Source organism: Allorhizobium sp. nf9_anc, from assembly GCF_056323085.1.
This window is the reverse complement of the sequence record NZ_CM150481.1, coordinates 3,372,910-3,394,673: the sequence shown is the minus strand read 5'-3', so window position 1 is coordinate 3,394,673 and position 21,764 is coordinate 3,372,910. Positions and strand designations below refer to the sequence as shown.

The window sequence follows — 21,764 nt, the reverse complement described above, 5'->3', positions numbered from 1 at the left end:
CGCCGGCCGGCGGCGACATGACAGGAAAATGACTCTTTTTTCGAAAAGGGTGCTTGCATTCCGGATCATCCCGCTTTAGAGGATCGCCAACGCCGACGGACAGTCGGTTGGCACGCACCCGTAGCTCAGCTGGATAGAGCACCAGACTACGAATCTGGGGGTCAGGAGTTCGAATCTCTTCGGGTGCGCCATTTCTTCCCACTCAGTAAAATCTCTACTTGAAGCATTGAACGTATGATCTGCGTGTCATCGCGGCTTCATTGCGTTTTAGCCATGCCATCAGACCGACCGGCTGTCGCGCCAGGCCGGGGCTCTGCCCCGCCGACTTGATCATTGTCATCTCTCATTTCGCAACTGTTCAACAAAAGAACTTGGATATGACGCTGTGCTGATTTAACAGAGGCCGGCAACGTTGCAGGTCGAGAACCGCAAAGCCGCCTCTTGAGCTCATAGGCATGCCTGTGATCTTGAATGGGCATGCCCCGCTTCGGGGCCGTGAATTCGACCGACTGTGGGAATTGTGACATGAGATGGAAGCGCACGCTTCAGCTGCTCGACGTACATGCCGAAGGTGAAATCGGAAAGGTCGCCATTGGCGGCGTGCCGAAGATCCCGGGGGAGACCGTAGCGGAGCAATTGCTCTGGCTGAATACGGATCCCAAGGGCGAAGCGCTCCGGCGCATGCTGGTGCTTGAGCCGCGCGGTGCGCCGATTGGTTCCGTCAACCTGCTGCTGCCGCCGAAGAACCCGGCAGCCGATGCAGCCTTCGTCATCCTGCAGCCAGACCAGGCCCATGCGAGCTCCGGCTCCAACTCGATCTGCGTGACGACAGCGCTTCTGGAAAGCGGCATGGTCGAGATGCAGGAGCCCGAGACGATCGTGATGCTGGAAACGGCAGCCGGTCTCGTCAAGGCAACGGCAACATGCAGCGATGGGCGCTGCGAACGCGTCAAGCTCACCATGGTGCCGTCCTTCGTCCACGAACTGGATGTGACGCTCGACACCGAGCAATGGGGCCGTATCACCTTTGACCTGAGTTACGGCGGCATCTTCTATGCGCTGGTTGACGTTGGCCAGGTGGGTCTCACCATCGAAAAGGGCAATGCCCGGGCGCTGGTCGAAGCGGGCATGATCCTGAAAGAAGAGATCAACCGGAAGATCCCGGTGGTCCATCCCGAAATCCCAGCGATTTCGGGCGTGGCCTATGTAATGTTCCGCGACGTCGATCCCGATGGCGCAATCCGCACCTGCACGACCATGTGGCCGGGCCGTGTCGACCGTTCGCCCTGCGGTACCGGCAACTCGGCCAATCTGGCGACGCTCCATGCGCGTGGCAAGGTGAAGGTCGGCGACACGATGCTGTCGCGGTCGATCATCGGCTCCGAATTCGAAGTCGGCTTCTCCGCCCTCGCCGAGGTTGCCGGACGCCCAGCGGTCATCCCGACCATCAGCGGCCGTGGCTTCACCTTCGGGCTGCATCAGGTGGCGCTGGATCCCTTCGATCCCTTCGAGCGCGGCTTCGCGCTGACGGATGTCTGGGGACCCTCTTCAGGGGCGATCGGTTGACTTTCTCAGCTGCGTTTCTGCATTGTTCCAAATTGAATGAAATTCTACGATATCCGGTAGCCGAATTGTAAGGGTCTTGGTTTTCGGCATCTTGCTATCGATCAGGGCCAGCGAATAAGTAAGCCTCACCGTCATGAACACGACAAGTAATCTGTAAATGAAAGCAAACGCTACGACAGGTTCCGCCCTGCCGCTTCCGGCAACTACGCCGCCGACACTGCGCGGTTGTGCGATTTTTGCTGGCCTCTCGCCGGAAGAAGACCGTGAATGGCTTGCTCGCTGCCATTCACGCACCTTGAGTGCCGGGGAGAGCCTCGTCGATTTCGAAGACATGTCCAAGGATGTCTTCGTGGTCCAGACGGGAGAGATCCGCGCGGTCCTCAGATTTTCTGTCGGCAAGGAAGCGATCCTCGGCAGCTTCAAGCGCGGCGACATTCTGGGCGAGCAGTCGGCCATCGACGACATGGCGCGCTCGGCGAGCCTGATGGCCGTCAGCGACGCGACAGTGACCGTCATTCCCTGCATCGTCTTTCACGACATCCTCCGACAGAGATCCGACGTCGCGCTGACCCTGTTGCAGCTCCTGTCCAAGCGTATCCGCGCCATGAACGACCGCCTGTCGGAGCTGTCCTTCCTCGATACCAAGCACCGCCTCTACAACACGCTGCTCAGGCTGTCTCGCGTGCGCAACGACGGCGGCCGCGAACGCATCATTTCGCCACCGCTCGTGCATGCGGAACTCGCCGAGCATATCGGTGCAAGCCGCGAGACGGTGTCACGCGAAATGTCGAGGCTGGCGCGCGAGCAGCTGGTGGAGCGCACCAGCCGTGCCATCGTTCTGAAGAACCCCGTGGAACTGTCCCGACGGATCTCGCGCGCCCTCGAAGGCTGAGGCTTACGGGTAGATCACACCCTTGCGCAGGACGACATTGGCATAAAGCCGCGGCTCACCGGTCTGCACGACCGTATGGGCGACCTTCACCCGGTTGTAGAAATCCGCACCGATCAGCTTCGTCACCGGCACCTTCGGCTCGTGCTGTGCGCAGCAGTCGATAATTTCCTGATGCACGGGATCGACCTGGTCCGGCTTGCCGCCGACCACGGAGCGGAAGATTGCTTCCGGCACGAAGTCATCGATCGGCATCACGCTCAGGATCGCGTTGAGCACGGGCACGAGGTGATGGCCGTCGAGACGCACCAGGCGGCGCGCATGTTCGAGCGCCGGATAATTGCCGTCGACGATGGCGATCTCGTCGCCATGGCCCATGGCGCGCAGGGTGGCGAGAAGCTCGGGGCTCAGGAGGGGATCAATTCCCTTCAGCATGGGTGGTATCCTTGAACAGTACGGTTTGATCGATGAGGTAGCGGTCGAAGATCGGCAGGCTGGCGCCGCCGATGGCGCGGGCCTGGTCACCGACTTCGCCTTCGACAATGTCGGGAATGACCACGCCCTGGAGGTCGAGGCGGTTCATGGCCTCGATGGTGGCCTTCACCAGGCGGTGGCGGACCCAGGCCGGGAAGCCGCCGTCGATGATGGCAGCGGCAAAGTCGATGATCGAGGCGGCGGCGATGACGGCCTGAGCGAGGGCGGCTGCCGTGTCCTGCAGCCAGATTTCCAGCGGCTCGCCGAAATCGATCCATTCTTCCGCAGCATACCAGAGCGGCTGCGGATCAATGCCGCGCTCGCGAAGCAGATTTTCGAGCACGAAGATCGAGGCGATGTCGAGCAGCTGGCGCGTCTGGCCATGTTTGTCGCGCACGGGCAGCGGGCCAATCGCGCCCGCAGTCCCGGTGCGACCGACGAAAAGGGCGGAGTTGACGACAATGCCGCCGCCTATGAAGGAGCCGATGTAGAAATAGACGAAATCGGGATAGCGCTGCCCGGCACCGAAGACGAGCTCTGCGCCGCAGGCGCTTGTCGCGTCGTTGCGCAGATAGACGGGATGCGCCATCCGCGCCTGAACCTCGACCTGCAGGTCGACTTGGCGCCAGATGTCCATGGCCCCTTCGGGTGCGCCCACTTCTTCGGCCCAGTTCCAGAGTTCAAAGGGGGCGGCGATGCCGATGCCGGCAATCCTTGCCCGCATGGTCGCATCCATCTGCGCTTCCATCTCGGCGATACCGTCACAGATGAAGGGCAGCAGGTGGTCGGGATGCGGATAGCGATAGGTGCGGTGGCGCTGCTTGTGGATATTGCCGGCGAAATCCATCAGCACGAGGTCGGCACTGCGCCGTCCGATCTTCACGCCGAAGGAAAAGACAGCCTCGGGATTGATGTACATCGGCACTGAAGGTTGGCCGACGCGACCCCGGATAGGCTCGCCGCGCACCAGTAACTCGTCGCTTTCGAGCGACCGCATGATGACGGACACGGTCTGGGCCGAAAGGCCGGTCAGTCGGGCGATGTCAGCCTTCGAGCAGCCCGGATTCTGGCGGACAAGCGAAAGCACAAGCCGCTCGTTATATGCGCGCACGCGCACCTGGTTCGAGCCGCCGCCGGCACTCACCCTGGGCGCCGGATCCGCCAGTCGTGCATGATCATCCTGTGACACTTGAGGTCGCTCCTCCCGACCGCTTCCTTTTACGAAAGCCCCCGCAGAATGTCACACCGATTTAATAATTCAACTGGATTTATTTATTGACAGCCCAAATGTTCTGATGTTCTAAATGGTCTCGTGGAGGAGTGGATGCCTGATGGCACCCGATCGGATCGTCAAGGGGCGGTCCGTGCCGACACGTTGCGGCCGGAGGAGCTGGCCGACACCATTCGGGAGGAATACCAAATGAAAAAGTCTCTGATCACTGCTGCCCTGTCGACACTGGCCCTCGGCGTTGTCTTCGCCGGGCCTGTGCAGGCAGCCGACGTTTCCGCCTGCCTCATCACCAAGACCGACACCAACCCCTTCTTCGTCAAGATGAAGGAAGGCGCGACCGCCAAGGCCGCCGAACTCGGCGTGACCCTGAAGGCCTATGCCGGCAAGGTTGACGGCGACTCGGAAAGCCAGGTTGCCGCTATCGAAACCTGCATTGCTGACGGCGCGAAGGGCATCCTGCTCACCGCATCCGACACCAAGGGCATCGTTCCGGCCGTACAGAAGGCCCGCGACGCAGGTCTCCTCGTCATCGCCCTCGACACGCCGCTGGAGCCGATCGATTCCGCCGACATGACCTTCGCCACCGACAACCTTCTCGCCGGTGAACTGATCGGCAAGTGGGCTGCTGCCACCCTCGGCGACGCCGCCAAGGACGCGAAGATCGCCTTCCTCAACCTGACCCCCTCGCAGCCGTCGGTCGACGTTCTGCGTAACCAGGGCTTCATGAAGGGCTTCGGCATCGACACCGTCGACATCAACAAGATCGGCGATGAAACCGATGCGCGCATTGTCGGCCACGACATCACCAACGGCAATGAAGAAGGTGGCCGTACCGCCATGGAAAACCTTCTCCAGAAGGATCCGTCCATCAACGTCGTTCACACCATCAACGAACCGGCTGCTGCCGGCGCCTACGAAGCGCTGAAGGCCGTTGGCAAGGAAGGTGACGTGCTGATCGTTTCCGTCGACGGTGGTTGCCCAGGCGTCAAGAACGTCGCTGAAGGCGTCATCGGTGCAACTTCGCAGCAGTATCCGCTGCTGATGGCATCGCTCGGCATCGAAGCGATCAAGAAGTTCGCTGACACCGGCGAGAAGCCGGCTGCCACCGAAGGCAAGAACTTCTTCGACACGGGCGTCGCCCTCGTCACCGACAAGCCGGCGGCTGGCGTCGAATCCATCGACACCAAGGCTGGCACGGACAAGTGCTGGGGTTGATTTCAGCCTCCTGCGCCTGAACTGAAACGCCGGCGAGAGCAAGCTCTCGCCGGTAGGCGCAACGCCCGGCCTTGCGCGGCGGCAGGCCGGGCGTATCCTTCATGTAAAAATTAGAGACAACGGCAGGGAGGATGACCCACATGCAGCCGGCCAATCCCGAGACGCGGACCACGCAAGAATTTGAGAAGGTCCTGTCGTCGAGTTCGACCGAAGTCGCCTCGTTCGACCGTCATGAAAAGAGTGCCCTTGAGCGCTTCCAGCATTTCCTGCATTCGAGCCCGGCAGCCGTAGCGCTGATCGTGCTGGTGCTGTCGATTGCGGTCTTCGGACTCATTCTCGGCGGGAAGTTTTTCTCCGCCTTCACCCTGACCCTGATCTTACAGCAGGTCGCCATCGTCGGCATCGTTGGAGCAGCGCAGACGCTGGTCATCCTAACAAAGGGCATCGACCTCTCTGTTGGCGCCATCATGGTGCTCTCCTCGGTCGTCATGGGCCAGTTTGCCTTCCGCTACGGCCTCCCGCCTGAGCTTGCCGTGATCTGCGGTCTCGGCGTCGGAGCCTTCTGCGGCTTTATCAATGGCGTTCTCGTGGCACGCATGAAGCTGCCGCCCTTCATCGTGACGCTCGGCATGTGGCAGATCGTTCTGGCCACCAACTTCCTCTATTCGGCCAATGAGACGATCCGCAGCCAGGATATCGACGCCAATGCGCCGATCCTCAAATTCTTCGGCGAGAATATCCGCATGGGCGGCGCGGTGCTGACCTATGGCGTTATCGCCATGGTGCTCCTCGTTGCTCTGCTTTGGTATGTGCTCAATCACACCGCCTGGGGACGCCACGTCTATGCTGTCGGCGACGATCCGGATGCGGCGGAGCTGGCAGGCGTCAATGTCAAGCGCATGCTGATCTCCGTCTACACGCTATCCGGCCTCATCTGTGCACTGGCCGGCTGGGCCCTGATCGGTCGTATCGGTTCGGTTTCTCCGACCGCCGGACAGTTCGCCAACATCGAATCCATCACGGCTGTCGTGATTGGCGGCATCTCGCTCTTCGGCGGACGTGGCTCGATCCTCGGCATGATCTTCGGCGCGTTGATCGTCGGTGTCTTCCAGCTCGGCCTGCGCCTGATCGGCACGGATCCGCAATGGACCTATCTGTTGATCGGCGTTCTCATCATCGCCGCCGTGGCAATCGACCAGTGGATCAGAAAGGTAGCAGGCTGATGACCAAGGAACCCATTCTCACAGCCCGCGGCCTGGTCAAGCGTTACGGCCGCGTCACCGCCCTCGATCAGGCAGACTTCGATCTCTATCCGGGCGAAATCCTCGCGGTCATTGGCGACAACGGGGCCGGCAAGTCATCGCTTATCAAGGCGATCTCCGGGGCCGTTTCGCCTGATGAGGGCGAGATCAAGCTCGAAGGCAAGCCGATCAACTTCCGCTCGCCGATCGATGCGCGCAATGCCGGCATCGAGACCGTGTACCAGAACCTCGCTCTGTCTCCGGCGCTCTCGATTGCCGACAACATGTTCCTCGGCCGCGAACTGCGCAAACCCGGCATCATGGGCAGCGTGTTCCGCAAGCTGGATCGTCCGGCGATGGAAAAGATCGCCCGCGACAAGCTTTCAGAGCTTGGCCTGATGACCATTCAGAACATCAACCAGGCGGTGGAAACGCTTTCGGGCGGCCAGCGTCAGGGTGTGGCGGTCGCACGTGCAGCGGCCTTCGGCTCCAAGGTCATCATTCTTGACGAGCCGACGGCAGCACTCGGGGTCAAGGAAAGCCGCAAGGTGCTGGAGCTGATCCTCGACGTGCGCTCACGCGGTCTGCCGATCGTGCTGATCAGCCACAACATGCCGCATGTCTTCGAAGTGGCGGACCGCATTCATGTCCACCGGCTTGGCAAGCGTCTCTGCGTCATCAACCCCAAGGACTACACCATGTCCGATGCGGTTGCCTTCATGACCGGTGCGCGGCCGGCGCCTGAGGCCGAGCGGGCGGCATGAGCCAGGTGCTCGACGAGCTCCTATCCGAGATCGAAAGGCGGGCGCATGGGTGCGCCCGTCTGCTTGTCGGCGTGGCCGGCCCTCCGGGTGCCGGTAAGTCGACGCTTGCGGATCGGCTGCACGAAATCCTCACTCACAGGGGGCAGCGCAGTGCGGTCCTGCCCATGGACGGCTTCCACCTCGACAACGCGATCCTTGAACAACGCGGCGATCTCGCCCGCAAGGGTGCCCCGCACACCTTCGACGTGCGCGGGCTTGCCGACCTGCTGCGAGCCGTAAAGGCCGGTGGCGAGGTCTTCGTGCCTGTCTTCGACCGGTCGAGGGAGCTGGCGATTGCGGCTGCCCGTTGTATTGCGCCAGAAGATCGCATCGTGATCGCCGAAGGCAACTATCTTCTGCTCGATCAGGGGCGGTGGGCAGGGCTTGCCGACCTCTTCGATCTGACGGTCATGGTTGCGCCGCCGATCGAGGAACTGGAGCGGCGGCTCATTGCGCGCTGGGTCCATTACGGTCTCACTCCGGCACAGATCGAAGCGAAAGTGGAAAGCAACGATCTGCCCAACGGCAGGCTTGTTATCGAGCGCAGCAGGACCGCGGATTTCACCTTCGATCAGTTCTGAAAGTGCCGCTTCTCAGGCGAAGTCGCACCTTCGAAAGTTATTAAGTTCTAATTAAATGTGCCATCCGTAAAATTGTATCGGTTTGGTTCAGCGAATTTCAGCCTCCCCCTGATACAACTCCTCCATGAAAGGTTAACGCGGCACCCGCTGTGTTGACGAGGTTGCTGGAAGCCTCGATCGGGTGCTTTCAAAGGGGATAGAACATGGCCATTCTGATTGTCGAAGACAATCCGACCAACGCGATGATCATCAAGCATCTCGCGAAAAAGGTGACGGTCGAAGAGATCAAGGTCGCGGGCGATGGAAACACGGCTCTGATGCTGTGTCATGCCGAGAACTTCGAAATGCTGATCGTCGATCACCTGCTGCCGGGCATGTCCGGGCTGCAGTTCGTCAAGGCCGTCCGCCTCATGGATCGCTACCGCGACGTGCCGGTCGTCATGGTCACGGCGGATGATGAGCCGCGCCTGCGCGAAGAGGCAAAGGCGGCGGGTATCACCGATTTCCTGCACAAGCCGGTCGAGGCCGTCGCCTTCCGCAAGCTGCTGGCAGACCATCTGGGTGCAGCGGCCGTCCATCCTGAGCGGCGCTCGGCATAACAAGAGGAGCAGAACCATGAAGAGCATTCTCGTCGCGCTTCTTGCGAGCGCTTTGACTGCAACTGCCGCCCTTGCGCTGGATGCCCCGACCGGACCTGTCGTCCTCACGGTGAAGGGCACCATTTCCAACACCAATGCCGGCGACACCGCCCAGTTCGATCTTGCGATGCTGGAAGCGCTCAAAGGTCGCAAGGGCGAAATGGAAACGCCCTGGACCGAGGGTACGGTAACCTTTGAAGGTCCGCTGCTGCGCGAAATCCTCGCTGCAGTCGGCGCAACCGGCACCAGCCTGAAGGTCCGCGCGCTCAACGATTACGCCGCCGATGTGCCGGCTGAAGACGCCAAGCTCGATACCATTCTCGCCACCAAGCTCGACGGTAAACCGATGTCGATCCGCGACAAGGGCCCGCTGATGCTGGTCTATCCCTTCGATCTCGACGCCGACCTTTACAACGAGAAGTATTTCTCGCGCTCCGTCTGGCAGATCAAGGAAATCGAGGTCGGCCAGTGACAATGACGGGAGCAACAGCGCGGAAATTTGCAGGCGGAGGCACAGTTGCCTTCGTCCTGCAGACCGTGTCTGCCGTGCTCCTGCTCGTTCTTCTGGTTCTCTTCGTCGATATCGCCCGCCAGTACCGCATCATGGAAGATGGCGTGCGGGAAAACTCGCTCTGGTCGGTCTACCAGTTGGATCGGGAAGTGCGCCAGCTCAGCCACAGCATGGCAAACGTGAGCCGTGGCGAACAGAACCCGCAGATGCTCGATGAGCTCGCCCTGCGCTACGACATTCTCTATTCGCGCACAGCGATCCTCGATCAGGCGAAATTCGGCACCTATTTTTCCGGCGACGAGAAGATCCGCGGCTATATCGACGGCATCACAAAGTCCGTCCAGGCCGCGCAGCCGATGTTCGACGCCTATGCGGCGGGCACGCCGCCGGCCGCCGAACAACTGGAGCAGTTCGAGGCGTCGCTGGTCCCGATGAGCCGGACGGCCGAGGACTTCCTGCTTTACACCAACACCCGCGTCAGCCACGAGCGTGCGGAGAGCCGCTCGACGATCCTGGACCTCGAGCGCACCTCCACGGTGATGCTGAGCCTGCTCATGGTGTCGGTGGTCTTCCTGGTCGTGACCCTCAACCGCCAGCTCCGCTCGGTCCGCCGATCGAGCCACGAACTCCAGGTCATGGCAACGCAGCTGAGCGAGGCTTATGAGGCCGCCGATGGTGGCAACCGCGCCAAGTCGCAGTTCATGGCGACTATGGGCCACGAGATCCGCACGCCGCTCAATGCGATCCTGGGCATGTCCGAACTGCTGGAGCTTTCCGAGCTTCCCGACGATGCGCTGTCGAGCGTCAAGACGATCCGCTCCTCGGGCGAAGCGCTGCTTGAGATCATCAATGAGATCCTCGACTTCTCCAAGATCGAGCACGGCAAGCTGGAACTTGAAGAGCGCGCCTTCGACGTCTGCGCACTCGCCGAGAGCACCGTCAGCATCATCAGGGGCCGCGCCGACGACCACGGCAATACCGTGATTCTCGATCTGCCGGATTCCCTCCACGCGCTCTACGTCAAGACTGATCCGACGCGTCTCCGTCAGGTCCTGCTGAACCTGCTGTCCAATGCCGTGAAGTTCACCCATCAGGGCACCGTCACGCTGCGCCTGCGCGACTTCTACCGCGAAGGCAAGTTGATGATCCGCTTCGAGGTGGAAGACACCGGTATCGGCATCGATGAGGCCGGCCTCGACAAGCTGTTCAAGCCCTTCTCGCAGGTCGACGCCTCGATCAGCCGCCGCTATGGCGGGACCGGCCTCGGTCTCACCATCTGCAAGCAGATCGTCGAGAAGCTCGGCGGCGAGCTCGGCATGAGCAGCACCGTTGGCGTCGGTTCCATCTTCTGGTTCGAGCTGTCCGTTGTGCCGGTGACCCGGGAAGAGGCGAACGGACTTGCCGCCAAGGTGGTGGCCGAAGAGACCCTGCCGCGCTGCCGCATCCTTCTCGTCGAGGACAACAAGGTCAACCAGATCGTCGCGACCCGCTTCCTCGCCCGTCTCGGCCAGGATGTCGAGATCGCCAATGACGGCGCCGAAGCGGTCTCGATCTCTCGCGAACAGGCCTTCGACCTGATCCTGATGGACATGCAGATGCCGGTCATGGATGGGATCGAGGCGACGAAGCGGATCATTGCCGAAGGCGGTCCTTCTTCGGACACGCCGATCATCGCCATGACCGCCAATGCCTCCGACGACGACCGCCGTCGTTGCCTCGAAGCCGGCATGAAGGGTTTCGAATCCAAGCCCGTCACTCTTGAAAGATTGAAGAACGTGATTGCCCATTCAACCTCTTCGCCACGCGAACCAGTCTCGATGCCGGCCACGACCACGGCACCCCAGAAGCTTGAGCTGCCAGAGCTGGATCTCGGCGAGATGAAGCTTCAGTCCATGCCGGGCCTGGGCATCGAAGGGCTGGATGAAGCCCGCCATGCGGAGCTGGTGGATGCGCTCGGCGAAGACGTCTTCCAGGAGCTGGTCGAATCCTTCTTCGACGATGCGACCGGCCTCATGGACGAATTGAACGAGGCTCTGCGCAAGAACGATCCTGAAAAGATCGATCGTGTTCTGCACACGATCAAGGGTGCGGCCTCCAATGTCGGTCTGAACGATCTCGCCGTGAAGGCCAATGCGCTCAGAAGCCAGACACCGGCGCCTGCAGATATCGAAATGTTCGGCGAGGAAATCCTCGCACTCAAATTCAAACTGGTTGCCTGAGAAGCAAGGAGGCGTTCATGCGTATTTTGTTGGTGGACGACAACAGCACCAATCTGAAGCTCCTGACGAAGCTCGTCGGCAAGCTGGACAATTGCGAGGCATTGCCCTTCGCCAGCCCCGACGCCGTGCTGTCGGCCCTGCCGGAGCTCGACTTCGACATTGCGATCATCGATTACCAGATGCCGGTCTATAACGGCGTCGAGCTCTACACCGAGATTGTCCGCTTCGAGAAATATGCCGAAGTGCCCGTCATCTTCGTCACGGCCGACAAGGACATGACGACCCGCATGGCAGCCCTCAATGCCGGTGCGATCGACTTCCTGACCAAGCCGGTGAACCCCGTGGAGTTCCAGGCGCGCGTGCAGAATATCGTGAGCCTTGCCCGCGCCCGTCGCCAGCTCGCCGACCAGGCGGAATGGCTGCGCCGCGAGGTGGAGCGGGCCGTTGGCGAACTGCGCGAACGCGAGCAGGAGATCATTCATCGCCTGACATTGGCCGCCGGCTACAAGGACCCGGAAACCGCCCGCCACACGCTACGCGTCGCCTCCTATTCCGAAGCGATTGCCATCGAGCTCGGCCTCTCCGCGCAGCTTTGCCACGACATTCGTCTGGCCGCCCCCATGCATGACATCGGCAAGGTCGCCATGCCTGACACCGTACTTCTCAAGCAGGGCCGCCTGACCGAAGCGGAGTATCGCCAGATGCAATCGCATGCGGAGATCGGCAGCGATATCCTCGGCCGCTCCCATTCCTCGCTGCTGCAGCTCGCATCCGAGATTGCCGCCAGCCACCATGAGCGCTGGGACGGGCAGGGCTATCCCAATCGTCTGGTCGGCACTGCGATCCCGATCTCCGGCCGCATCGTCTGCATCGCCGACAACTTTGATGCCTTGACGACCGAGCGCCCCTATAAGCCGGCCTGGAGCTTCGAGCGCACCGTGGAGCATATCCTCGGCCGCGCCGGCACCCAGTTCGATCCGGATTGCGTGGCCGCTTTCGAGCGCGCACTGCCGCGCATCCAGGCGATCATGGAGCAGGATCGCCGCGAGCAGGCCGAGGAAGCAGAAAAGACGATGGTATCGGCGAACGAACGGGTCGCCTGATCCTTTGATCCGGCTGGGCGGACATGCTAAGGGCGGCGAGTTCTCGTCAAGCCGGAGGCCCCGCCCATGTCATCCCTCACCATCCGCCGCCCCGACGACTGGCATCTGCATCTGCGCGACGGCGCGATGCTGGAAGGCGTGATCGGCGACACCAGCCGCCACTTCGCCCGCGCAATCATCATGCCGAACCTCGTGCCGCCGGTGGTGACAACGGAAGACGCGCGCGCCTATCGCGACCGCATCTTGAAGGCGGTGCCTGCAGGCGACCGCTTCGAGCCGCTGATGACGCTCTATCTCACCGAGCACACCAACCCTGACGACGTCGAAGAGGGCAAGCGCTCCGGCCTGATCACGGCGGTGAAGCTCTATCCCGCGGGTGCGACCACCAATTCCCATGGTGGCGTGCGCGATATGGAAAAGGCGATGCCCGTGCTCGAGCGCATGGCCAAGATCGGCCTGCCGCTCTGCGTCCATGGCGAGGTGACGACACCCGAAGTCGATATCTTCGACCGCGAGAAGGTCTTCATCGACACGGTTCTCGATCCGCTGCGCAAGCGCCTGCCGGATCTCAAGATTACCATGGAGCATGTGACGACCGAGGATGGCGTGCAGTATATCCGCAGCGCCGAGCGCAACCTTGCCGGCTCGATCACCACCCATCACCTGATCATCAACCGAAACGACATCCTCGTTGGCGGCATTCGCCCGCATTATTACTGCTTGCCCGTCGCCAAGCGCGAGAACCACCGCCAGGCGCTGCGCAAGGCCGCGATCTCGGGCGACGCGCGCTTCTTCCTCGGCACGGATTCCGCACCGCATGTCGACCCGCTCAAGGAATGCGGCTGCGGCTGCGCCGGCATCTACACGTCGATCAACACGATGAGCTGCCTTGCCCATGTCTTCGAGCAGGAAAACGCACTCGACAAGCTGGAGGCCTTCACCTCGCTGAATGGCCCGGCCTGGTATGGCCTCCCTGCGAATGAAGAGACGATCACGCTGGTGAAGCGTGACATGCCCGTGGAGTTTCCGGGTAAGATCTTTACCGGCGCGGGGCCGGTCACGGTGTTCGACCCTATGTCCCCGATCCATTGGGATGTTGTCTAATACATCAAGAGCCTCGTGCGGGCGCACGAGGCTCTTGATCGGGTCTATCAGGGCTGGCAGTCCTTAGGATCAGCTTCCCATCGTCGCGAGCTGCGGCCAGAGGCCGAGGACACCGACAACGATCAGGTAGATCGCCACGACATAGTTGAGGAGGCGGGGCATGATCAGGATGAGGATGCCCGCGATCAGGGCGACGAGCGGCTGGATGAGGAGGGCGTTGTCCATGTCTTCAGGATCCTTTGTGGGTTGGTGACCACTAAAGATTTGCTGAGGACGATTGTTCCATGGGGCCTGCATCTGGCGGGCAGGGCTGCTTGCTGCTATTGCGCTTTTGACCGTATCAGACAGGAGAGCGCCATGATCCAGACCCCCTTCACCGACCCCGCCGTAATGGCCGAACTCGTGGCGAAGATGCTCTGGGAGATCAAGGCGGTGCATTTCAATGCGACCGAGCCCTACAAGCTGTCGTCAGGCATGAAGAGCCCTGTCTACATCGACTGCCGCAAGCTTCTATCCTATCCGCGCGTTCGCTCGGCCGTCATGGATTTCGCCGCAGCCACCCTGATGCGCAATGCCGGCTTCGAGCAGTTCGACTGCATCGCCGGCGGCGAGACGGCGGGCATCCCCTTCGCCGCACTTCTCGCCGATCGCCTCGGCCTGCCGATGATCTATGTGCGCAAGGCGCCGAAGGGCCATGGCCGCAATGCCCAGATCGAAGGGCATATGCCGGAGGGATCGCGTGTTCTTGTCATCGAGGACCTGACGACGGCCGGCGGCAGCATGTTCAAGTTCATCGACGCGATCAGAGCCGCCGGCGGCGTCGTCGATCACGGCATTGCGCTGTTCTTCTACGGCATCTTCCCCGAAGCTCAGCAGCGCTTCGATGATGGCAAGGTGAAGCTCCACTACATCGCCACTTGGCGCAACGTTCTCGCCGTCGCCCGCGAGCAGAAGCTCTTCGATGAGAAGACATTGTCGGAGGTCGAGGCCTTCCTCGATGCACCGCTCGCATGGTCGGGTCGCAATGGTGGGATTTCGTCGCTCGCCTGAGTAAATGCCCAAAGTCGCACTGGAAAATCGGAGCGGCTTGGTTTAAATCGATTGAAACGGAATCCTTGGGAGGTCGAGATGATCCTGTGTTGCGGCGAAGCGCTGATCGACATGTTGCCACGCGAAACCACGCTCGGCGAGCGGGCCTTCTCGCCCTATGCCGGCGGCGCGATCTTCAACACGGCGATTGCGCTCGGCCGCCTGGGCATCGACACAGGCTTCTTCACCGGCCTCTCCGACGACATGCTGGGTGATATCCTGCGTGACACGCTGAAATCCTCGGGCGTTGATTTCAGCTATTGTGCGACGCTCTCGCGCCCCTGCACGATCGCTCTGGTCAAGCTCACCAACGGCCAGGCATCCTACGCCTTCTATGACGAAAACACCGCGGGCCGGATGATATCAGAAGCCGACCTGCCCACCCTGGACGACAGCTGTGAGGCTCTGCATTTCGGCGCGATCAGCCTGATCCCGGAACCCTGCGGCTCGACCTACGAGGCGCTGATGACCCGCGAGCACAAGACCCGCGTCATCTCGCTCGACCCGAACATCCGCCCCGGCTTCATCAAGGACAAGGAAGCCCATCAGGCCCGCATCGCCCGGATGGCCGACATGTCCGACATCCTGAAATTCTCCGACGAGGACCTCGACTGGTTCGATCTGCCTGGTACCCAGGACGAACGCGCCGCCTATTGGCTTACGCGCGGCGCCAAGCTCGTGGTGCTGACCAAGGGTGCAGAAGGCGCGACCGGCTACACCGCGAACTTCAAGGTTTCCGTGCCCTCCAACAAGGTCGAGGTTATCGACACCGTCGGCGCCGGTGACACCTTTGACGCGGGCATCCTCGCCTCCCTGAAGCGTCAGGGATTGCTGACCAAGGAAAAGGTTGCGACTCTCTCGGAAGATGCTGTGCGCGAGGCGCTGACCGTTGGGGCGAAGGCCGCCGCTGTTACCGTGTCGCGGGCAGGGGCCAACCCGCCGACGGCGGCCGAGATCGGCTTCTGAGAGCCGGGTCCGCGCTCCGAACGTTTATAATCTCGAAGGCCAGCACGCTTGAAGATCAGGATCATCAGCAGGATTGGCGCCGAAAGCCGGCGCACCTTTCAGGCCGCACAGATTCAGCGGCTCGGCCTGCCGTTTTCCTTCGTCGACGCCGTCGAAGCGACGGATCTGACCGACGCGTCATGCCTGGAGGCCGCGCAGACCTGGCCGGGAGCGACGCTGCCGCAGGATGTCGCCTGCTTCCACTCGCATCGGAAGGCATGGAGCCAGATTGTCGAGGACAAGGCTCTCGGCCTGGTATTGGAGGATGACGCTGTTCTTGCCGATACGATCGCCTCCGCACTGGCGGTTATAGAGCAACAGCACCGGGACTGGCGTCACGTCTACCACCTGGAATTCACGCCGGAACCGCACATCATCGCCGAGCGCCGAACCTGGCACGATGCGAGCGGCGGATTGAGCGCGAGCCGCATCTACCGCAACCGCATCGGTCTGGCAGGCTATGTCATCGGCCCGGAGGCTGCAGCGCGCATGCTGTCGGAAACACTGCACTACCGCCTGATCGATTCCTATCTCTGGCAGCGCCCGTGGCTGCAGGGCCAGATGATCGAGCCGGCCCAGGTGGTGCAGATGCGCTTCCTGCCGGACGCACCGGAGACGCCAGCCTTTGTCAGGTCCGCCGAGCCCCGCGTCTTTCGCCCGTCAAGCAAGGCGCGGAACTTTGCCCTGAAGATGGAAATCGAACTGCGACGCGGTATCTCGCTGCTGCAGGCTGCGGGCAGGTCGAAGCGCCGCGAGCCGGAGATAGAGTGGCAACGGTTTTCGCCGGAAACGACGCCGGGGTGAACCCGCTTTACGGCGGGCGTTCGATCAGCCGTTCCAAGAAGGCCGCGTGCCATTGTGCTGCGACCGCGAGGTTCTCTGCTGCTCCTTAGTGTCGTTACAGCCTTACGCAAGACACGATTGCCAATTTGCTCCAAGCAAAAGGGAAGGCAATCATGAAGGTCGATACGGGTCCAGCTATCTGTTTTCGGGGTCGCGCAACGTTGCAGGGTCTCGCGTCGATGATCAGCAGTTCGAGGCTATCCTGTCCGGGCACACGGCTGACACGAGTGAACCCGTCGATAGCGGTGCCGAAGATGACGCGCTCGATTTCACCAGCATGACCCGGCAGGAACTGTTCGACTGGATGAATGGACAACTGCGCGACGGCGAGATGACGTTTGACGAAAGCTCAGCCTTTCTCGGCATGACCCTGAAGATCTCTGCGGTCACCGGCGAGCAGGCGGATTTGGCGACCGATACCTCCCGCATCGATTTCACCGAGAAGGCGCGGCAGGGCATCGAGTTCTACCAGTCTCATTTCGACGATGCGTCCGTCGACAGGTTACAGGATGCGCTGGACAAGATGCTGGCAAGCCGGTGAGGCATCAAGCAGAATTCTGGGCAGCCGATTTTCAGACAGATATCCGACGCCGAGCGGGACTTTTCTGTGACGACCTATCGTCGGTAGGCCATGTCAGCCGACGGGAAAGCGGGCCGCATATCTCTCGCCAATCCGGAAGATCGCATTGACCGTGCCAGCGGTCTCAAGCCCACGGATTTCCTGGCCCCGAAACCGCGGAAACTGAGCCGCGATCAGGGAGCGGGCTTGAGCCTCGGTGATGGTCAGTTGGTCATCGTGCACGGGCCGCTTACTCCGCAGTCTGGATTGCGTTGTCCTCAGCCCAGTTCAATTCCCAATTTACCCCTGGCGCCGCTCCGCCAGCGCCGAGACCAGCCCAACCGTCGAGCTGTCGTGCCCCGTGGCCGCGACCTTGCCCTGCACCACCGGCAATAGGCCCGTCGCAAGCTCCTTGCCGAGCTCCACGCCCCACTGGTCGAAGGAGTTGATGCGGAAGATCACGCCTTCGACGAAGACGCGGTGTTCGTAGAGCGCGATCAAGCGTCCCAGCGTAAAGGGGGTCAGCTGCTCGTAGACGAAGGTGATCGACGGGCGGTTGCCGGAGAAGACGCGGTGCGGGGCGAGGAAATCGGCCTCTTCGTCGGCAACGCCCTTGGCGGTCAGCTGGCTCTTGGCTTCGGCAAGTGTGCGGCCTTTCATCAGCGCTTCCGACTGTGCCAGGCAATTGGCGACCAGCAATTCGTGCTGGTGGCGCAACTCCGGCTCGAAGCCGTTGGCGGCGATCAGGAACTCGGCCGGGATGACGCTCGTGCCCTGGTGGATGAGCTGGTAAAAGGCGTGCTGGCCATTGGTGCCCGGTTCGCCCCAGACGACGGGACCGGACGCACCCTGGACCGGCTTGCCGTCGATCGTCACGCTCTTGCCGTTCGATTCCATATCGAGTTGCTGCAGATAAGCCGGGAAGCGCGACAGGCGCTGGTCATAGGGCAGGATCGCCCGCGTCGCATAGTTCAGGACATTGCGGTGATAGACGCCGAGCGCACCGAGCAGCATCGGCAGGTTCTGGCGGAAGGGGGCATTGCGGAAATGCTCGTCCATCGCGTGGCCGCCGGCAAGGAAGTCGCCGAAATTGTCAGGCCCGATCGCGATCATCAGCGGCAGGCCGATCGCCGACCAGATAGAATAGCGACCGCCTACCCAATCCCAGAAGCCGAAGACGCGGGTGGGATCAATGCCGAAGGCCGCGACCTTGTCGAGTGCTGTGGAGACGGCGCAGAAATGGTGGCCGACGGCAGCTTCCCCGAGCGCATTTGCGATGAAGCCGCGCGCCGTCTGGGCGTTCGTCATCGTCTCGATGGTGGTGAAGGTCTTCGATGCGACGATGAAGAGGGTGGTCTCGGGGACAAGCGTCTTCAGCGTGTCGGCAATATGGGCGCCGTCGATATTGGAGACGAAATGCAGCCGCGGGCCGTCATGGAAGGGGGCGAGCGCAAGCGTTGCCATGACGGGGCCAAGATCCGAACCGCCGATACCGATATTGACGACATCGGTGATTGCCTTGCCCGTGGCGCCCTTCATCTCGCCGGAGCGGATCCCGTCGGCAAAGGCGCCCATGGCGTCGAGCACGCCGTTCACGTCAGGCATGACGTCGCGGCCATCCACCATGACAGGGCGGTTCGAGCGGTTGCGCAAGGCTGTGTGGAGAACGGCGCGGCCTTCGGTGAAGTTGATCGGTGCGCCCGAGAACATTTCGTCACGCTTCTCGGCAACACCTGCGACCGTGATGAGCTGCTCGAGCTGGTCGAGAACCTCGTCATTCACGGCGCATTTGGAATAATCCATCAGCAGGTCGTCGAGCGAGGCGGAAAAGCGGCTGAAGCGCTGCGGATCGGCGGCAAAGGATGCGCGCAGGTCTTCGGCATGGGTGGCCGCGACCGTGCTCGTCAGCGTGTCGATGATGGATTGCATCGGAATGTCCCTGGTTCGACGATGAATGCCGGGGACCTTATTAGCGAGTTGAGACGGGATCAAGACGAAGGGGAGGCCGAAGCCTCCCCAAATTTAAATCGATTTATTTTCCGTCTCGCAACTCGCGCCGCAGGATCTTGCCGACATTGGTTTTCGGCAGCTCGGTGCGGAACTCGATATAGCGCGGCCGCTTGTAATTGGTGAGGTTGGCGGCGCAATGGGCCTTCAGCTCGTCGATGGTGAGGTTCTCGTCCTTCTTGACGACGAAGAGCTTCACCGCTTCGCCCGAATGCTCGTCCGGCACGCCGACGGCCGCGCATTCCAGCACGCCCGCATGCATCACGGCCACTTCCTCGATCTCGTTCGGATAGACGTTGAAGCCGGAGACGAGGATCATGTCCTTCTTGCGATCGACGATCTTAACATAGCCGCGTTCGTCCATCAGGCCCATGTCGCCCGAGCGGAAGAAGCTATCCTCGCTCATGACCTTCGCCGTCTCTTCCGGGCGCTGCCAGTAGCCGGCCATGACCTGCGGTCCGCGGATGCAGATCTCGCCCACGTCACCGATCGGCAGTGTATTGCCGTCCTCGTCGCGAATCTCGATGTCGGTGGAAGGCAGCGGCAGGCCGATCATGCCGGAGAATTCACGCGCATCGAGACGATTGACGGTGGCAACCGGCGACGTCTCCGACAGGCCGTAACCCTCGGTGATCGGACGACCCGTCATCTCCAGCCAGCGTTCGGCCACCGGCCGCTGGATCGCCATGCCGCCGCCGAGCACCAGCATCAGCGAGGAGAAGTCGATCTTCTTGAATTCCGGGTTGTTCATCATCGCGTTGAACAGCGTGTTGAGGCCCGGGAAGACATGCGCCTTGAAGCTCTGCAGCTCCTTGATGAAGGCCGGGATATCGCGCGGATTGGCGATCAGGAGGTTATGCCCACCGAGCGCCACGCCCATCAGCGAATTCACCGTCAGTGCGAAGATGTGGTAGAGCGGCAGCGCGCAGACGAAGTTGAGGACATCCGGACGCGACTGGCCGGCAAAGGCTGCTTCCAGCCAAAGCGCAATCTGCTGCTTGTTGGCGAGCAGATTGGCATGGGTAAGTGTCGCGCCCTTGGAAACGCCGGTCGTTCCACCCGTATACTGCAGGAAGGCAACGTCGCTCGAGATCACGTCGACAGGCTTCAGCTGCAGCTTTTCGCCCTCGGAGAGCATGGCCTTGAAGTTCGTATGGCCAGGGATCGACCAGGCCGGCACCAACTTCTTTACCTTGCGCACGACCAGATTGACGATATGGCCCTTCAGCCCCAGCATGTCGCCCATGGCGCAGACCACGACATGTTTGACGTCGGTGCGCGCAACCACCTGCTCGACCGTGTGGGCGAAGTTTTCCAGAACGACGATCGCCTTCGCGCCCGAATCCTTGAGCTGATGCTCGAGTTCGCGGGGTGTGTAGAGCGGATTGACGTTCACCACGATCATGCCCGCGCGCAGGATGCCATAGACGGCAACCGGGTTCTGCAGGATGTTCGGCGTCATGACCGCAACGCGGTCACCTTTGACAAGCCCCTTCGACTGCAGCCAGGCGCCGACCTTGCGGGATTGCTGCTCAAGCTCGCGGAAGGTCATGGACCGGCCCATGCTGGAAAAAGCCAGCCGGTCGGCGAATTTTGCGCAGCTCGCTTCGAAGAGGGCGCCCAGAGACTGGTGGGCATGTGGCGCGATCTCGGCCGGCACCGCAGCCGGGTAAGACTGGACCCAGATCTTGTCGGCGGCGCGGCCGCTCAGGCGGCTCAAAGTTTCCGTCATCATGTTCCTCCCGAAACCTTCGTTGTCTGCATGCCCGTCTCGGGGCCGATTCCTCCTCAGGTCCCCGAAAGCTTACGCGTTTCCGCGCCGACAGTGCAACTCGCACAAACGCTATCTAACCTTGACGTAAACGTCAACAATCCTGTCCGGGCTTTGCCCCGTCTCGAAAGGAACCATGCTTCGCGTTTCGCCGTTACCCTTTCATCCACAACCAGAAGGAGGATATCCCCATGTTGCAGGAAAATCGAACAGCGACCAGCGGCCAGGATCCCTATGTCAAGGACACGGCAAGCCTGATTGCCAGCGACAAAGTCGAAGGTACGGCGGTCTATGGCCGCGACGGCGAGCGCATCGGCTCCATCCAGCGCATTATTCTTGAAAAGCGCGGCGGCCGCGTCGCCTATGCAGTCCTGAGCTTCGGCGGCTTCTGGGGCATCGGCGACGACTACTACCCGCTCCCCTGGGAAAAGCTGACCTATGACGAAAGCCTCGACGGCTATCGCATCGATCTCACAAAGGAACAGGTGGAAGCAGCGCCCCGCTACAAGGACGACAGCGAAGACTGGTACCGGAACAACGGTCGCTCGGTCTACGACTACTATGGCGTCCCACCCTACTGGATCTGACCGTTCCGGTGATCCATAGATGATCGAAGGGCCTCGCAATGCGGGGCCCTTTTTCATGCGCGGGATGAAGAGAATGGGAAAGTGGACGGCAGCGTAATCGCGCTGCAGCAGGAGAGACGTCAATCAACCCGCCCGAGCCCGTACTAAAGTTTACGGCACTCGCGCCCGACGGCGCTCTTGGCACAGAAAGCCCTGAGGGGGAAGGGGAGCTTCGCGAAACTTGGTTGGAAAAATGGTGCCGCTTGCAGGACTCGAACCTGCGACCCCATCATTACGAATGATGTGCTCTACCACCTGAGCTAAAGCGGCCTACGCTGGACAAGGAATA

Annotated in this window: 22 protein-coding genes and 2 tRNA genes; 17 read left to right on the top strand and 7 right to left on the bottom strand. The window is 61.5% G+C overall.

Annotated elements, in window-relative coordinates; translation table 11 throughout:
- Positions 1-114 precede the first annotated feature (114 nt).
- From AC02Y0_RS16550 to AC02Y0_RS16540, 3 genes are all read left to right on the top strand, one after another.
- Positions 115-191: transfer RNA gene (locus AC02Y0_RS16550), tRNA-Arg, on the top strand.
- 334 nt (positions 192-525) lie between these two features.
- The gene (locus tag AC02Y0_RS16545) at positions 526-1,566 is read left to right on the top strand and encodes a 4-hydroxyproline epimerase (RefSeq protein WP_102018956.1); all 1,041 of its coding nucleotides are present in this window, start codon (positions 526-528) and stop codon (positions 1,564-1,566) included.
- 157 nt (positions 1,567-1,723) lie between these two features.
- Positions 1,724-2,458 carry a Crp/Fnr family transcriptional regulator gene (locus AC02Y0_RS16540; protein ID WP_476379970.1) on the top strand — a complete coding sequence of 245 codons (735 nt, stop codon included), beginning with the start codon at positions 1,724-1,726 and terminating at the stop codon, positions 2,456-2,458.
- Positions 2,459-2,461: 3 nt separating this feature from the next.
- On the opposite strand, the gene AC02Y0_RS16535 is transcribed toward AC02Y0_RS16540, so the two are convergent.
- Both AC02Y0_RS16535 and AC02Y0_RS16530 read right to left on the bottom strand, forming a co-directional pair.
- Positions 2,462-2,890 (bottom strand): RbsD/FucU family protein, encoded by a 429-nt coding sequence (locus tag AC02Y0_RS16535; protein WP_476379969.1) that lies wholly within the window; start codon positions 2,888-2,890, stop codon positions 2,462-2,464.
- On the bottom strand, positions 2,874-4,118 hold the full coding sequence (locus AC02Y0_RS16530) for an ROK family transcriptional regulator (protein ID WP_476379968.1): 1,245 nt from the start codon (positions 4,116-4,118) through the stop codon (positions 2,874-2,876). Before AC02Y0_RS16530 ends, AC02Y0_RS16535 begins: the two co-directional genes overlap by 17 nt.
- A 231-nt stretch (positions 4,119-4,349) precedes the next feature.
- Between AC02Y0_RS16530 and AC02Y0_RS16525 the strand changes: the two genes are divergently transcribed.
- The 9 genes from AC02Y0_RS16525 (at position 4,350) to pyrC (ending at position 13,575) form a co-directional block, all read left to right on the top strand.
- The gene (locus tag AC02Y0_RS16525) at positions 4,350-5,375 is read left to right on the top strand and encodes a substrate-binding domain-containing protein (RefSeq protein WP_476379966.1); all 1,026 of its coding nucleotides are present in this window, start codon (positions 4,350-4,352) and stop codon (positions 5,373-5,375) included.
- A 140-nt stretch (positions 5,376-5,515) separates the two neighbouring features.
- Positions 5,516-6,598 carry an ABC transporter permease gene (locus tag AC02Y0_RS16520; protein WP_102018960.1) on the top strand — a complete coding sequence of 361 codons (1,083 nt, stop codon included), beginning with the start codon at positions 5,516-5,518 and terminating at the stop codon, positions 6,596-6,598.
- Positions 6,598-7,380 (top strand): ATP-binding cassette domain-containing protein, encoded by a 783-nt coding sequence (locus AC02Y0_RS16515; RefSeq protein WP_476379965.1) that lies wholly within the window; start codon positions 6,598-6,600, stop codon positions 7,378-7,380. The genes AC02Y0_RS16520 and AC02Y0_RS16515 overlap by 1 nt, the downstream gene beginning before the upstream one ends.
- Positions 7,377-8,000, top strand: coding sequence for a nucleoside triphosphate hydrolase (locus tag AC02Y0_RS16510; RefSeq protein WP_476379964.1), 624 nt, complete (start codon positions 7,377-7,379; stop codon positions 7,998-8,000). The genes AC02Y0_RS16515 and AC02Y0_RS16510 overlap by 4 nt, the downstream gene beginning before the upstream one ends.
- 203 nt (positions 8,001-8,203) lie before the next feature.
- Positions 8,204-8,599 (top strand): response regulator, encoded by a 396-nt coding sequence (locus tag AC02Y0_RS16505; protein WP_476379963.1) that lies wholly within the window; start codon positions 8,204-8,206, stop codon positions 8,597-8,599.
- A 16-nt stretch (positions 8,600-8,615) separates the two neighbouring features.
- A complete protein-coding gene (locus AC02Y0_RS16500) occupies positions 8,616-9,110 on the top strand; it encodes a putative pterin-binding protein (RefSeq protein ID WP_476379962.1) in 495 nt (164 codons plus the stop codon).
- A 2-nt stretch (positions 9,111-9,112) separates the two neighbouring features.
- Positions 9,113-11,368 (top strand): ATP-binding protein, encoded by a 2,256-nt coding sequence (locus AC02Y0_RS16495; protein ID WP_476379960.1) that lies wholly within the window; start codon positions 9,113-9,115, stop codon positions 11,366-11,368.
- A 17-nt stretch (positions 11,369-11,385) separates the two neighbouring features.
- Positions 11,386-12,471 (top strand): HD domain-containing phosphohydrolase, encoded by a 1,086-nt coding sequence (locus tag AC02Y0_RS16490; RefSeq protein WP_444559258.1) that lies wholly within the window; start codon positions 11,386-11,388, stop codon positions 12,469-12,471.
- Between the two features lie 66 nt (positions 12,472-12,537).
- Positions 12,538-13,575: a dihydroorotase gene (pyrC, locus tag AC02Y0_RS16485; protein WP_476379959.1), complete on the top strand. Its 1,038-nt coding sequence runs from the start codon at positions 12,538-12,540 to the stop codon at positions 13,573-13,575.
- A 69-nt stretch (positions 13,576-13,644) separates the two neighbouring features.
- Here pyrC and AC02Y0_RS16480 read toward each other — a convergent pair whose 3' ends face one another.
- Positions 13,645-13,800, bottom strand: a complete 156-nt coding sequence (locus AC02Y0_RS16480) for a DUF3096 domain-containing protein (RefSeq protein WP_476379958.1) — start codon at positions 13,798-13,800, stop codon at positions 13,645-13,647.
- A gap of 132 nt (positions 13,801-13,932) precedes the next feature.
- Here AC02Y0_RS16480 and AC02Y0_RS16475 point away from each other — a divergent pair, with 132 nt between their 5' ends.
- From AC02Y0_RS16475 to AC02Y0_RS16460, 4 genes are all read left to right on the top strand, one after another.
- Positions 13,933-14,625 carry an orotate phosphoribosyltransferase gene (locus AC02Y0_RS16475; protein WP_476379957.1) on the top strand — a complete coding sequence of 231 codons (693 nt, stop codon included), beginning with the start codon at positions 13,933-13,935 and terminating at the stop codon, positions 14,623-14,625.
- A 78-nt stretch (positions 14,626-14,703) separates the two neighbouring features.
- Positions 14,704-15,630: a carbohydrate kinase family protein gene (locus AC02Y0_RS16470; RefSeq protein WP_476379955.1), complete on the top strand. Its 927-nt coding sequence runs from the start codon at positions 14,704-14,706 to the stop codon at positions 15,628-15,630.
- Between the two features lie 48 nt (positions 15,631-15,678).
- A complete protein-coding gene (locus AC02Y0_RS16465; protein ID WP_476379953.1) occupies positions 15,679-16,473 on the top strand; it encodes a glycosyltransferase family 25 protein in 795 nt (264 codons plus the stop codon).
- Between the two features lie 52 nt (positions 16,474-16,525).
- Complete coding sequence (locus AC02Y0_RS16460) at positions 16,526-17,053, top strand: hypothetical protein (protein WP_476379951.1); 528 nt, start codon at positions 16,526-16,528, stop codon at positions 17,051-17,053.
- Positions 17,054-17,146: 93 nt separating this feature from the next.
- Here the strand turns inward: AC02Y0_RS16460 and AC02Y0_RS16455 are convergent, their stop codons facing one another.
- The 3 genes from AC02Y0_RS16455 to AC02Y0_RS16445 all read right to left on the bottom strand — a co-directional run bounded on the left by AC02Y0_RS16455 (position 17,147) and on the right by AC02Y0_RS16445 (position 20,810).
- Positions 17,147-17,314 (bottom strand): hypothetical protein, encoded by a 168-nt coding sequence (locus AC02Y0_RS16455; RefSeq protein WP_476379949.1) that lies wholly within the window; start codon positions 17,312-17,314, stop codon positions 17,147-17,149.
- Positions 17,315-17,371: 57 nt separating this feature from the next.
- Positions 17,372-19,000 (bottom strand): glucose-6-phosphate isomerase, encoded by a 1,629-nt coding sequence (pgi, locus tag AC02Y0_RS16450; RefSeq protein ID WP_476379946.1) that lies wholly within the window; start codon positions 18,998-19,000, stop codon positions 17,372-17,374.
- A gap of 103 nt (positions 19,001-19,103) precedes the next feature.
- Complete coding sequence (locus AC02Y0_RS16445) at positions 19,104-20,810, bottom strand: long-chain-fatty-acid--CoA ligase (RefSeq protein WP_476379944.1); 1,707 nt, start codon at positions 20,808-20,810, stop codon at positions 19,104-19,106.
- Positions 20,811-21,040: 230 nt separating this feature from the next.
- Between AC02Y0_RS16445 and AC02Y0_RS16440 the strand changes: the two genes are divergently transcribed.
- Complete coding sequence (locus AC02Y0_RS16440) at positions 21,041-21,436, top strand: PRC-barrel domain-containing protein (RefSeq protein WP_444559267.1); 396 nt, start codon at positions 21,041-21,043, stop codon at positions 21,434-21,436.
- Between the two features lie 233 nt (positions 21,437-21,669).
- On the opposite strand, the gene AC02Y0_RS16435 is transcribed toward AC02Y0_RS16440, so the two are convergent.
- A tRNA-Thr gene (locus AC02Y0_RS16435) sits at positions 21,670-21,745 on the bottom strand.
- Positions 21,746-21,764 lie beyond the last annotated feature (19 nt).